Raw genomic sequence first — 12075 nt, 5'->3', positions numbered from 1 at the left:
GCCTTGTTGGTGTGAGGGCCCCGTCCTTGGGGGCTTCTGGAATCGGAGGCCGATTCGGCGGTGCGGTGCGCCCGGCCCACTATATAGCGATCAATTCGCGCATGCATGCAAAGTTTGGCAGCCCCCGGTGCCATAGGGGCTTGGCGGGCCCGGGCGCGTCAGCATTCCATTCCTTCATGCCAAGGCCAGCCAGGCCGCAAGCGCGGCGCAGTGCAGCAGCGCGGTGAGCCAGTACACCCAGCGGAATGTGCGCTTGCTGGATTTGTGCCGCAGGGTGCGCTGGGCCCACCAGGCGGCAGGCCAGCCGCCGGCCAGGCTCAGCAGGTGCAGGTGGCTCTCCGGCGTGCGCCAGCGGCCCTGGATGGCGGCGTTCTTGTCAGCCGCATAGGCCCAGAAGGTGAGCAGGTTGACCAGCACGGCGGCGGACAGCGTCCAGCCCGGTGGCCATTGCCGCATCCAGATGCCCCAGCCCAGCAGGCCGGCCCAGCCCGTGGTGAGCAGCAGGGCCCCGTAGGCAGAGGCGGGTGGGCTACCGCCGTGCGGGCGGCGCACGCGCCGCGTGGCAGGGCGCTTGGGCGGTGATGTCACTCCGCCATCAGGCCAGGGTGTGCAGGGGGATGTCCTGGGCAATGGCCAGCGCATCCAACTGCGCGCGGGTCTGCGTGCGCACAAAGGCCTCCACGGCCTGGTGTGTGGCAGGGGCGCGCAGCTGGGCGGCATCACCCGTGGCGGGCAGGCCTGCGGCGGCACACAGGCGGGCGGCAAAGTGGGGTTCCAGCGCGGCCACGGCCACGCGGCCGTCGGCGCAGGGGTAGATGCGGTAGCCCGCGTGGTGGCCGCCCACGTCGCCTTCGGGCGTGGTCAGGCCCCAGTCGCGCGGCTGGGCCAGCCAGGCGGCAGCGTCGGCCAGCGCCACTTCGATGCATACGCCGCTGCCCGTGCGGGCGCGCTCCAGCAGGGCCTGCAGCACGGCTTCGCTGGCCATCAGCGCGCCGCCCATGTCGGCGTACAGCGTGGGGGGCATCTCAGTGCCGGTCACCAGGCCTGCGTCGGCCAGGTAGGTGAGGTCGTGGCCGGGCTCTTCGGCGCGCTCGGCCGCCGCGCCCACAATGCGCACCAGCGACAGGCGGGGATACTTTGATTGCAACACCTCCCAGGAGAGGCCCAGTTTGGTGAGCGCCGAGGGGCGGAACGAGGTGATCAGCACATCGGTGCGGGCCAACTCTTCATGCAGCGCTGCCTGGCCTTCGGGTGTCTTGAGGTGGGCAAGCACCACGCGCACCCCCTGGTGCAGCGTGGCGTAGGCGGCGGGGCTGTAGATGCCCATGGGGTCGGCGCTGGGCATGCCCGTGGCTGGGGGGGGTTCGAGCTTGGTGCACTCGGCGCCCAGGCGTGCGCAGCGCATCAGGGCGGCGGGGCCGGGCAGGTTGAGCGCAAGGCTCAGGACACGGGTGTTGCGCAGGGGCTGGGGCAGGGCGGTGGTCATGGGCGGGTGCTTGTCTCGCAGTGTTGTTGTTGGGGGAGAGCTGTGGCGCTGGAACTTCATGGCGCAGGTGGGCTCACTCCTGGCGTTATACATAATTTGTTACGCTCCCCTGTCTACCATGCAACGCAGAACTTCTTTGGCCGCCCTGGCGGGTCTGGCCGCCACTCCGGGAGCTTTCATGACTTCATTGGGCCAGGCCGCCAGTCTGCCGGTGTTGCAGGCGCTCAAGCCGTCTCCGCGCATGCCGGTGCTGTTTGTGGGCCACGGCAGCCCCATGAACGCCATCGAGGACAACGCCTGGCGCCGCAGCTGGCAGGCCGTGGGGGCCGAGCTGCTGGCGCGCACCGTGCAGCCGCAGCTCATCCTGTGCGTGTCGGCCCACTGGCTCACGCGGGGCGGCTGGCAGCTCACGGGCATGGCGCAGCCCAAAACCATTCACGACTTTGGCGGTTTTCCGCAGGCGCTGTTTGACCAGCAGTACCCCGCCCCGGGCGCACCGGCCGTGGCGCGCAGCCTGGCCAAGGAGCTGAAGTCCCCTGCCACGGGTGCGGCGCTCGGTGTGGACGAGGGCGAGTGGGGCCTGGACCACGGCACCTGGTCGGTGCTCAAGCCCATGTTCCCGCAGGCCCGGATCCCGGTGCTGCAGCTCAGCATGGACTACAGCCGCGCCCCGGCCGAGCACTATGCGCTGGGTCAGCAGCTCAAGGCCCTGCGCGAGCGGGGCGTGCTGATCGTGGGCAGCGGCAACATCGTGCACAACCTGCGTGCCACGCGCCGGGGCACGGCGGCCAACGAAGCCTACGATTGGGCCGCCGAGTTCGACACCGTGGTGCAGGAGCAGATCAAGAAGGGCCAGCTGGGCGCCCTGCAGGACTTCCAGAAGCTGGGCCCCGTGGCCCAGCAGGCGCACCCCACGCACGAGCACTACCTGCCGCTGCTGTACGCCGCCGGTGCGGTGGAGGCCAGCGAAATGCCGCGTTTTTTCAATACCGGCTACCAGTCCGCATCCATCTCGATGCGGTCGGTGCTGTGGGGGTGATGGAGATTTGCTCTGATTTTGATAGCTTCTTGCGCGCGTCCATCATGCGCTAGAGGCCGAAAAGCCTTGAGTCATCGGGGGCGCTGGCGTCTGCCCGGCTGGGCGAGCAGGCCGTCTCCCGGATCTCCAGCCAATCCCATCGCTCGCGGTAGCTGTGGGCCTTGGCCTTGAACAGCGGCAAATGCGGGCATGCTGGGTTGGGCTTGAGCAGCCCGGCATACAGTTCTTCAAGCCCGTAGGGCGCGTACAGCGTGGGCTCCCCGCCGCCGGGGGCGCCGGGTTGCAGACCCACGCAGGTGCAGGGCACCAGAAAGCGCTCGATGCCGTTGCGGGCCGATTGCAGCGGCGCATAGGGGTAGCCAAACCAGCGCTCGTACCAGAGGTGCACACGGGCCTGGTTCTTGGCTTCCACGGTGATCGGCTGGTCGGCAAAGAGGGCGGTGACGCGGGCTTGCACGGCCTGTTCGGTGGCTTCGGACAGGTCCGACGCGTCGAAATAGAACAGGTCGTAGTCCTTGATGTTCGCCGTGGGCTCCAGACCAGATCGCAGGTTCCACACCGTCTGGAACAAGCAGCCCGCGACCAGCCACGCATCCGGCAGCCCCAAAAGCGGCAAACGCTCCAGAACAGCCGCGTTGTGCGGGTTCTGGAGCGTTTCGCTCACAAAGCGGCGCGCGAGCGCCGCTTTCTCACCGTGCTCAGACGACCTTGGCAATGGCCTGGCAGACGTAGTCGATGTTCTTGCTGTTCAGGGCAGCCACGCACATGCGGCCGGTGTCGGTGCCGTACACGCCGAACTCATTGCGCAGGCGCACCATCTGGTCCTTGGACAGGCCCGAGTAGCTGAACATGCCGATCTGGGTGGTGATGAAGGACATGTCCTGCTTCACGCCGGCGGCCTTCAGGCCATCGACCAGCTTCTGGCGCATGGCCTTGATGCGCACGCGCATTTCGGCCAGTTCCTTTTCCCACATCGCGCGCAGCTCGGGGTTGTTCAGCACCGCCGCCACCACTGCACCGCCGTGAATGGGTGGGTTGGAGTAGTTGGTGCGGATGACGATCTTGAGCTGGCTCAGCACGCGGCCGGCTTCTTCCTTGTCGGCACACAGCACCGACAGGCCGCCCACGCGCTCGCCGTACAGGCTGAAGCTCTTGGAGAACGAGGTGGAAACGAAGAAGTTCAGGCCAGCGGCCACAAACTTGCCGATCACGGCGCCGTCTTCGGCGATGCCGTGGCCAAAGCCTTGGTAGGCCATGTCGAGGAAGGGCGTCAGGCCCTTGGCCTTGACGGCGGCGATGACCTGGTCCCATTGGGCGGCCGTGATGTCGTAGCCGGTGGGGTTGTGGCAGCAGGCGTGCAGCACAACGATGGTGCCGGCAGCGGCGGCGTTCAGGCTGGCCAGAAAGCCTTCGAAGTTCACGCCGCGCTTGTCGGCGTCGTAGTAGGCGTAGGTATCGACTTCAAAACCGGCGTTGGTGAACAGCGCGCGGTGGTTTTCCCAGCTCGGGTCGGAGATCAGCACCTTGGCGCTAGGGCTGACCTTCTTCAAGAAGTCGGCGCCGATCTTGAGGCCGCCGGTGCCGCCGATGGCTTGCACGGTGGCCACGCGGCCGGAGGTGACGGGTTCGCTGTCGGCACCGAACACCAGGCTTTTGACGGCGTTGTCATAGGCCACGATGCCGTCGATGGGCAGGTAGCCACGGGCCGTGGGGGTGGACATCATGGTCTTTTCTGCGGCCTGCACGCATTGCAGCAGGGGCAGCTTGCCGTTGTCGTCGAAATAAACACCGACGCCCAGGTTGACCTTGTTGGGGTTGGTGTCGGCGTTGAATTGCTCGTTGAGGCCCAGGATGGGGTCGCGGGGGGCCATTTCGACGGCGGTAAACAGAGACATGAAAATCCTTGAAAGGTTGTCAGTAGCGAAGATTCCGGGCGTGGTGTACTGTGCCGGGTTCCGCCGATTTTAACGGCCCGCCCGCCCGACCCGTTGACCACACCCCATGCCGGATATCACCGAAGTCATAACTGAAAAGCAAGACGGCGAGTTCGTCCATTTCCCCGACTCTCCCTTTGAGCTGTTCCAGCCGTACCCACCGGCGGGCGACCAGCCCGAGGCCATTGCCAAGCTGGTGGAGGGCTTGAACGATGGCGAGACCTTCCAGACGCTGCTGGGCGTGACGGGCTCGGGCAAGACCTTCACCATGGCCAATGTGATTGCGCGCATGGGCCGCCCGGCGATCATCTTTGCGCCCAACAAAACGCTGGCTGCGCAGCTCTACAGCGAGTTCCGCGAGTTCTTCCCCAAGAACGCCGTGGAGTACTTCGTGAGCTACTACGACTATTACCAGCCCGAGGCCTATGTGCCGCAGCGCGACCTGTTCATCGAGAAGGACTCGGCGATCAACGAGCACATCGAGCAGATGCGCCTGTCGTGCACCAAGAGCCTGATGGAGCGCAAGGACGTGGTCATCGTGGCCACCGTGTCGGCCATCTATGGCATTGGCGAGCCCGAGAGCTACCACCGCATGGTGATGACGCTTCGCACGGGCGACAAGCTGGGCCAGCGCGATGTGATTGCCCAGCTGATCCGCATGCAGTACCAGCGCAACGAAGCCGACTTCAGCCGGGGCAAGTTCCGCGTGCGGGGCGACACCATCGATGTGTTTCCGGCCGAACATTCCGAGCTGGCGATCCGCATCGAGCTGTTCGATGACGAGGTGGAGAGCCTGCAGCTGTTCGACCCGCTCACGGGGCGCATCAAGCAGAAGATTCCGCGCTTCACGGTGTACCCCAGCAGCCACTACGTGACGCCGCGCGACAAGGTGCTGGCCGCCGTGGAAACGATCAAGATCGAGCTGGCCGACCGCCTCAAGCAATTGCTGGCCGACGGCAAGCTGGTCGAGGCCCAGCGGCTGGAGCAGCGCACGCGGTTTGACCTGGAAATGCTCAGCGAGGTGGGGCACTGCAAGGGCATCGAGAACTACACGCGCCACCTGTCGGGCGCGGCGCCGGGCGACCCGCCGAGCACGCTGACCGATTACATGCCCAAGGACGCGCTGATGTTCCTGGACGAGAGCCACCAGATGATCGGGCAGCTCAACGCCATGTACAGCGGCGATCGCTCGCGCAAGACCACGCTGGTCGAATATGGCTTTCGGCTGCCTTCGGCGCTGGACAACCGGCCGCTTCAGTTTGCGGAGTTTGAGCAGCGCATGCGCCAGGTGATCTTTGTGACCGCCACGCCGGCGGACTACGAGCGCACCCACTCCGGCCAGATCGTGGACCAGGTGGTGCGCCCCACCGGCCTGGTGGACCCGGTGGTGGAGGTGCGCCCCGCCACCCACCAGGTGGACGATGTGCTGCAAGAGATTCGCATCCGCGTCGAAAAGCACGAGCGCGTGCTCATCACCACGCTCACCAAGCGCATGGCCGAGCAGCTGACCGACTACCTCACCGACAACGGCGTGAAGGTGCGCTATCTGCACAGCGACGTGGACACCGTGGAGCGCGTGGAAATCATCCGTGACCTGCGCCTGGGGGCGTTTGACGTGCTGGTGGGCATCAACCTGCTGCGCGAGGGGCTGGACATCCCCGAGGTGTCGCTGGTGGCGATTCTGGACGCTGACAAGGAAGGCTTCTTGCGGGCCGAGCGCAGCCTGATCCAGACCATTGGCCGTGCGGCGCGCAATCTCAACGGCCGGGCCATCCTGTACGCCGACCGCATCACCGAGTCGATGAAAAAGGCCATGGGCGAGACGGAGCGCCGCCGCATCAAGCAGATTGCGCACAACGAAGCGCACGGAATCACGCCGCGCAGCATTGTCAAGCGGGTAAGAGACCTGATTGACGGGGTTTACAGCGAAAAGGCGGGCAAGGATGCCGAGCGGCTGGAGCAGGAAGCCTTGCAGCGCGCCAAGGTCGAGGACATGTCTGAGAAGGATGTGGCGCGCGAGATCAAGCGCCTGGAAAAGCTCATGCTGGAGCACGCGCGCAACCTGGAGTTCGAGCAGGCTGCCCGCGTGCGCGACCAGCTTTCACGGCTAAAGGACCAGGCTTTTGGCGCGCATGGGGGCGATTCAGTGGCGGTGTGATGTTGGGGTGAACATTCCCCGAAAAATACAATAAAGGCTAAATTGCGACTTGTTGGTTTTTTATCCCGACAAATTCGATAGGGATTTGTGTTATACTCACACAAAACACTCAAGAACAAAGCCCAACGATGAAGGGCTCCGCGCAGCCTGGTGCTGGGTGGAGTAAGGGGCGGAGACGGTGCCCGTGCTGGCCACTAGCCAGTGCAGGCAGTTTCTTTAACGAACGAGCCTCAGCACAAGGAGCTTGCAATGCGTCTCACCACCAAAGGCCGTTTTGCGGTCACTGCCATGATCGACCTGGCCCTGCGTCAGAACAATGGCCCCGTCACCTTGGCTGCGATCAGCCAGCGCCAGCAGATTTCGCTGTCCTACCTCGAACAGCTTTTTGGCAAGCTGCGCCGCCATGAACTGGTGGAATCCACCCGTGGCCCCGGGGGCGGTTACACCCTGGCCCGCAAGGCGGGTGACATCACGGTGGCCGACATCATCGTGTCGGTGGATGAGCCCATTGACGCCACGCAATGCGGTGGCAAGGAAAACTGCCTGGGTGAAGCCGGCCGCTGCATGACGCACGAACTGTGGGCCTCGCTCAACCAGCGCATGGTGGAGTTCCTCGACTCCGTGACTCTGCAGAAACTCGTGGACGAGCAACTCGCCAAGGGCGTGCAAATCGAAGACAAGCCCGTGGTGCGCCGTGCGATTTCCACGACGCCCGTGGTCAAGCCCATCCGCGTGAACGCCCCCAACTCGGTGTTCGCCCTGGGCAACGTTTTCGCAAAATCCTGACGCTGAGGGCGTCGGTACCGGCCCTGGGGTCGGCACCGCCCTGAACGCGTTTTTTGAGCACTGACTTTTTTCGTAAATCTGCCAGCCAGAAACCTTTACTGAGCCAGCCATGGACATGACCCCGCACTTCCCCATCTATCTCGACTACGGCGCCACCACTCCTGTGGACCCCCGCGTGGTGGATGCCATGATCCCCTGGCTGCGTGAGCATTTCGGCAACGCGGCATCGCGCAGCCATGCCTGGGGTTGGGAGGCCGAGGAGGCCGTGGAAAAGGCCCGCGTGCAGGTGGCAGAGCTGATTGGTGCAGACCCCCGCGAGATCGTATGGACCAGCGGCGCCACCGAGTCGATCAACCTGGCGCTGAAAGGCGCGGCCCAGTTCTACAAGGGCAAGGGCAAGCACCTCATCACGCTCAAGACCGAGCACAAGGCCGTGCTGGACACCGTGCGCGAGCTGGAGCGCCAGGGCTTTGACGCCACCTACCTCGACGTGCAGGAAGACGGGCTGGTCAACATGGATGCGCTCAAGGCCGCCATTCGCCCCGATACCGTGCTGATCAGCATCCTGTTCGTGAACAACGAAATTGGCGTCATTCAAGACATTCCCGCCATCGGCGCGCTGTGCCGCGAAAAGGGCATCTTGCTGCATGTGGATGCGGCGCAGGCCACGGGCCGGGTCGCCATCGACATGGCCACCTTGCCTGTCGATCTGATGAGCATGACGGCCCACAAAACCTATGGCCCCAAGGGCGTCGGCGCCCTGTATGTGCGCCGCAAGCCCCGCGTGCGCCTGGAGGCGCAGATGCACGGCGGCGGCCACGAGCGCGGCATGCGTTCGGGCACCTTGCCCACGCACCAGATCGTGGGCATGGGCGAGGCTTTCCGCATCGCCAAGGAAGAAATGGCCGAGTCCAACGCCAAGGCCCACGCGCTGCAGCAGCGCCTGCTCGACGGCCTGAAGGACATCGAGCAGGTGTTCATCAACGGCAGCATGGAGCGCCGCGTGCCGCAGAACCTGAACATGAGCTTCAACTTCGTCGAAGGCGAATCGCTCATCATGGGGATCAAGGGCCTGGCGGTGTCGTCGGGTTCGGCTTGCACCTCGGCCAGCCTGGAGCCCAGCTATGTGCTGCGCGCCCTGGGCCGCAGCGATGAGCTGGCCCACAGCAGCCTGCGCATGACCATCGGCCGTTTCACGACCGAGGAAGAGATCGACTACGCCATTGCCACCATCCGCGAGAACGTGGCCCGCCTGCGCGAGCTGAGCCCTTTGTGGGAGATGTACCAGGACGGCATCGACATCAGCACCATTCAGTGGGCTGCGCACTGAATCCCGGAAGATTTTTGAAGCATTGAAGAGGTACACATCATGGCTTACTCAGACAAAGTGGTTGACCATTACGAAAACCCCCGCAACGTGGGTTCGTTCGACAAGGGTGACGATTCGGTGGGCACCGGCATGGTGGGCGCACCGGCCTGTGGTGACGTGATGAAGCTGCAGATCAAGGTGAACCCCACCACGGGCGTGATCGAAGACGCGCGCTTCAAGACCTACGGCTGTGGTTCGGCCATCGCCTCGTCGTCGCTCGTGACCGAGTGGGTCAAGGGCAAAACCCTGGACGAAGCGGCGGCCCTCAAGAACAGCGAGATCGCCGAAGAGCTGGCCCTGCCGCCCGTCAAGATCCACTGCTCCATCCTGGCCGAAGACGCCATCAAGGCGGCCGTGCTCGACTACAAGACCAAGCACGCAGCCACTGCAACTGCCGCTGCCTGAGCGACCGAGAGCGATATGGCCATCACGCTGACAGAAGCCGCTGCACGGCACGTCAACCGCTACCTTGCCCGCCGAGGCAAGGGCCTGGGCGTGCGCCTGGGAGTCAAGACGACCGGCTGCTCGGGGCTTGCCTACAAGCTCGAATATGTGGATGACAGCGAGCCCGAAGACATCGTGTTTGAAAACCACGGCGTCAAGGTGCTGATCGATCCCAAAAGCCTGGCCTACATTGATGGCACCGAGCTGGACTTCGTGCGCGAAGGCCTGAACGAAGGCTTCAAGTTCAACAACCCCAACGAGCGTGACCGCTGCGGTTGTGGGGAGAGCTTTCGCGTCTGAGCGCCTGCCGCCCTCGCGCCGTCAAACCGCCATCGCGCTGCGTGCTGGCGGTTTTTTCTTGGATGTTTCTCCCCCGTTGCCCCGCGCATGAACCTGCAATCTGACGACTTTGAACTTTTTGGCCTGGCTCGCCGTTTTGCGCAGGAGCGCAGCGCCATCGACGCGCGCTGGAAAGAGCTGCAGCGCGAAGCCCACCCTGACAAGTTTGCGGCGCAGGGTGCGGCCGCGCAGCGCGTGGCCATGCAGTGGTCGGTGCGCATCAACGAGGCCTACCAGCGCCTGAAAGACCCCATGCGCCGCGCGGCCTACCTGTGCGAGCTGCACGGTGCCCCCATCCGCGCCGAGGACAACACGGCCATGCCCGCTGCATTTTTGATGCAGCAGATGGAGTGGCGCGAGGCGCTGGAAGATGCCCGCGCCGAGGGCGAACTCGATGCGCTGGACGATGGTGTCGCCCAGGCCCGCCGCGCCGCGCTGGCGCAGTGCGAGCAATTCATCGACCAGCAGCAGGACTACGCGGGCGCAGCCCGCCAGGTGAGAGCCCTCATGTTCATTGCGCGATTTGCCGACGACATTGAACGTCGCCGAGAGCAACTGGGACAATAGAGCGGTTTTGCTTTCCTTCTGGGGCCTCCTATCGCTTGCTGATGTGAGGGTGTGCCCCGCCACGTTGAGACACGAAATTTCATGGCGCTTCTGCAGATTTCCGAACCCGGCCAATCCCCCGACCCGCACCAGCGGCGCATCGCCGTGGGCATCGACCTGGGCACCACCCACTCGTTAGTGGCCGCCGTGCGCAATGGCGTGTCCGAATGCCTGCCCGATGCGCAGGGCAGGGTGCTGCTGCCTTCGGTGGTGCGCTACCTCGAAAACGGCGGGCGCCAGATCGGATTCGACGCCGTGGCCGCACAGGCCCAGGACGCGCGCAACACCATTGCCTCGGCCAAGCGTTTCATGGGACGGGGCCTGAAAGATGTGGCAGAGGCCGGCAAGCTGCCCTACGACTTTGTTCCTGCCTGCGACGCAGATGCAGGGGGCATGGTCAGTCTCGCGACGGTGGGCGGCAACAAGTCGCCCGTCGAAGTCAGCGCCGAGATCCTGGCCACGCTGCGCTACCGGGCTGAGGACACCTTCAACGACGATCTGTATGGCGCGGTGATCACCGTGCCCGCCTACTTCGACGATGCCCAGCGCCAGGCCACCAAGGATGCCGCCAAGCTCGCGGGCATCCACCTGCTGCGCCTCATCAACGAGCCCACGGCGGCGGCCATTGCCTATGGCCTGGACAACGCCAGCGAAGGTGTCTATGCCGTGTACGACCTGGGCGGGGGCACCTTCGACATCTCCATCCTGCGCCTCACGCAGGGTGTGTTCGAGGTGATCGCCACCGGCGGCGATTCGGCCCTGGGGGGCGATGACTACGACGCAGCTCTGGCCGACTGGGTGCTGCAGCAATTGGGGTTGCAGGCGGTGAGTGCCGCCGACAAGTCGGCCGTGCGCATCGCAGCACGCGCCTGCAAGGAGGCGTTGACTGCTATTGATTCAGTAGCTTTTAGCGCAATGCTGTCAGGCGCTGAGGCCCGTTTTGATGTCAAGCGGACAGACTTCGAAGCCGTGACCGCTGAGCTGACGGCCCGCTCCATGGCCGCCGTGCGCCGCGCGCTGCGCGATGCCCATCTGGCGCGCGACGAGGTGCAGGGCGTGGTGATGGTGGGCGGCTCCACCCGCATGCCACAGGTGCAGCGCGCGGTGGCCGATTTCTTTGGCAAGGCGCCCCTGACCAACCTCAACCCCGATGAGGTAGTGGCGCTGGGCGCTGCCATCCAGGCCAACCAGCTCGCGGGCAACAACACGGCGGGCGACCTGCTGCTGCTGGATGTGATTCCGCTGTCGCTGGGCATCGAAACCATGGGTGGGCTGGTGGAGCGCATCGTGGCGCGCAACGAGACCATCCCCACCGCCAAGGCGCAGGATTTCACCACCTACAAGGACGGCCAGACGGCGCTTGCGATCCATGTTGTGCAGGGCGAGCGTGACCTGGTGCAGGACTGCCGCAGCCTGGTGCGCTTTGAGCTGCGCGGTATCCCTCCCATGGCCGCGGGGGCCGCGCGCATCCGTGTGACCTTCACCGTCGATGCCGATGGCCTGCTGAGCGTGAGTGCGAAGGAGCAGGGCAGTGGCGTAGAGGCGCGCGTCGATGTGAAGCCGTCGTATGGCCTCTCGGATGAGCAGATCGCACGCATGCTGCAGGAAGGCTTTGCCACGGCCGCGCAGGACATGAAGGCCCGCGCCGTGGTCGAGGCCCGCGTGGACGCGGACCGCATGCTGATCGCCACCCAGAGCGCGCTCGACGCCGATGGCGATGTGCTGAGCGCACAGGAGCGCGCCGCCATCGATGCCCTGATGGTGGCCCTGCGCCACCAGCGCGATGCCGACGATGCTGCCGTCATCGAAGCCGCCACCGATGCCCTGGCCAAGGGCACCGAAGCCTTTGCGGCCCAGCGCATGAACCGGGGCATCCAGCAAGCGCTGGCCGGCAAGAACGTGCAGGCCCTCTGA

Annotated in this window: 12 protein-coding genes; 8 read left to right on the top strand and 4 right to left on the bottom strand. The window is 65.1% G+C overall.

Annotated features, from left to right (window positions below; genetic code table 11):
* Positions 1 to 174: 174 nt before the first annotated feature.
* Together DBV10_RS13850 and DBV10_RS13845 are read right to left on the bottom strand one after the other, a co-directional pair.
* The gene (locus DBV10_RS13850; RefSeq protein WP_233589920.1) at positions 175 to 588 is read right to left on the bottom strand and encodes a DUF1294 domain-containing protein; all 414 of its coding nucleotides are present in this window, start codon (positions 586 to 588) and stop codon (positions 175 to 177) included.
* 7 nt (positions 589 to 595) lie between these two features.
* Positions 596 to 1486, bottom strand: a complete 891-nt coding sequence (locus tag DBV10_RS13845) for a CoA transferase (RefSeq protein WP_124514201.1) — start codon at positions 1484 to 1486, stop codon at positions 596 to 598.
* 178 nt (positions 1487 to 1664) lie between these two features.
* On the opposite strand from DBV10_RS13845, the gene ygiD reads away from it, so the two are divergent.
* Positions 1665 to 2525 (top strand): 4,5-DOPA dioxygenase extradiol, encoded by an 861-nt coding sequence (ygiD, locus tag DBV10_RS13840; RefSeq protein ID WP_233589919.1) that lies wholly within the window; start codon positions 1665 to 1667, stop codon positions 2523 to 2525.
* Positions 2526 to 2574: 49 nt separating this feature from the next.
* On the opposite strand, the gene DBV10_RS13835 is transcribed toward ygiD, so the two are convergent.
* Positions 2575 to 3189, bottom strand: a complete 615-nt coding sequence (locus DBV10_RS13835; RefSeq protein WP_233589918.1) for a nucleotidyltransferase family protein — start codon at positions 3187 to 3189, stop codon at positions 2575 to 2577.
* A 34-nt stretch (positions 3190 to 3223) separates the two neighbouring features.
* On the bottom strand, positions 3224 to 4420 hold the full coding sequence (locus tag DBV10_RS13830) for an amino acid aminotransferase (RefSeq protein ID WP_124514199.1): 1197 nt from the start codon (positions 4418 to 4420) through the stop codon (positions 3224 to 3226).
* Positions 4421 to 4526: 106 nt separating this feature from the next.
* Between DBV10_RS13830 and uvrB the strand changes: the two genes are divergently transcribed.
* From uvrB to hscA, 7 genes are all read left to right on the top strand, one after another.
* Positions 4527 to 6617: an excinuclease ABC subunit UvrB gene (uvrB, locus tag DBV10_RS13825; RefSeq protein WP_124514198.1), complete on the top strand. Its 2091-nt coding sequence runs from the start codon at positions 4527 to 4529 to the stop codon at positions 6615 to 6617.
* Positions 6618 to 6866: 249 nt separating this feature from the next.
* The gene (iscR, locus tag DBV10_RS13820) at positions 6867 to 7403 is read left to right on the top strand and encodes a Fe-S cluster assembly transcriptional regulator IscR (RefSeq protein ID WP_015013980.1); all 537 of its coding nucleotides are present in this window, start codon (positions 6867 to 6869) and stop codon (positions 7401 to 7403) included.
* 109 nt (positions 7404 to 7512) lie between these two features.
* Complete coding sequence (locus DBV10_RS13815; protein WP_124514197.1) at positions 7513 to 8733, top strand: IscS subfamily cysteine desulfurase; 1221 nt, start codon at positions 7513 to 7515, stop codon at positions 8731 to 8733.
* A gap of 39 nt (positions 8734 to 8772) precedes the next feature.
* A complete protein-coding gene (gene iscU, locus DBV10_RS13810; protein ID WP_124514196.1) occupies positions 8773 to 9177 on the top strand; it encodes a Fe-S cluster assembly scaffold IscU in 405 nt (134 codons plus the stop codon).
* 15 nt (positions 9178 to 9192) lie between these two features.
* Positions 9193 to 9516, top strand: coding sequence for an iron-sulfur cluster assembly protein IscA (gene iscA / locus DBV10_RS13805; protein WP_063459049.1), 324 nt, complete (start codon positions 9193 to 9195; stop codon positions 9514 to 9516).
* Between the two features lie 87 nt (positions 9517 to 9603).
* Positions 9604 to 10122: a Fe-S protein assembly co-chaperone HscB gene (gene hscB / locus DBV10_RS13800; protein ID WP_124514195.1), complete on the top strand. Its 519-nt coding sequence runs from the start codon at positions 9604 to 9606 to the stop codon at positions 10120 to 10122.
* An 81-nt stretch (positions 10123 to 10203) separates the two neighbouring features.
* Entirely contained in the window at positions 10204 to 12075 is a 1872-nt protein-coding gene (hscA, locus tag DBV10_RS13795; protein ID WP_124514194.1) for a Fe-S protein assembly chaperone HscA, read from the top strand.

The organism is Acidovorax sp. FJL06 (assembly GCF_003852545.1).
Lineage (GTDB): Bacteria > Pseudomonadota > Gammaproteobacteria > Burkholderiales > Burkholderiaceae_C > Acidovorax.
The sequence above is the reverse complement of the archived record's forward strand: the minus strand, read 5'-3'. Positions and strand labels throughout refer to the sequence as shown.

Excerpts from the sequence above, each read along its gene's own strand:
- DBV10_RS13845 (WP_124514201.1), bottom strand. The coding sequence starts at position 1,486 with ATGACCACCGCCCTGCCCCAGCCCCTGCGCAACACCCGTGTCCTGAGC.
- ygiD (WP_233589919.1), top strand. The coding sequence starts at position 1,665 with ATGACTTCATTGGGCCAGGCCGCCAGTCTGCCGGTGTTGCAGGCGCTC.
- DBV10_RS13830 (WP_124514199.1), bottom strand. The coding sequence starts at position 4,420 with ATGTCTCTGTTTACCGCCGTCGAAATGGCCCCCCGCGACCCCATCCTG.
- uvrB (WP_124514198.1), top strand. The coding sequence starts at position 4,527 with ATGCCGGATATCACCGAAGTCATAACTGAAAAGCAAGACGGCGAGTTC.
- iscR (WP_015013980.1), top strand. The coding sequence starts at position 6,867 with ATGCGTCTCACCACCAAAGGCCGTTTTGCGGTCACTGCCATGATCGAC.
- DBV10_RS13815 (WP_124514197.1), top strand. The coding sequence starts at position 7,513 with ATGGACATGACCCCGCACTTCCCCATCTATCTCGACTACGGCGCCACC.
- iscU (WP_124514196.1), top strand. The coding sequence starts at position 8,773 with ATGGCTTACTCAGACAAAGTGGTTGACCATTACGAAAACCCCCGCAAC.
- iscA (WP_063459049.1), top strand. The coding sequence starts at position 9,193 with ATGGCCATCACGCTGACAGAAGCCGCTGCACGGCACGTCAACCGCTAC.
- hscB (WP_124514195.1), top strand. The coding sequence starts at position 9,604 with ATGAACCTGCAATCTGACGACTTTGAACTTTTTGGCCTGGCTCGCCGT.
- hscA (WP_124514194.1), top strand. The coding sequence starts at position 10,204 with ATGGCGCTTCTGCAGATTTCCGAACCCGGCCAATCCCCCGACCCGCAC.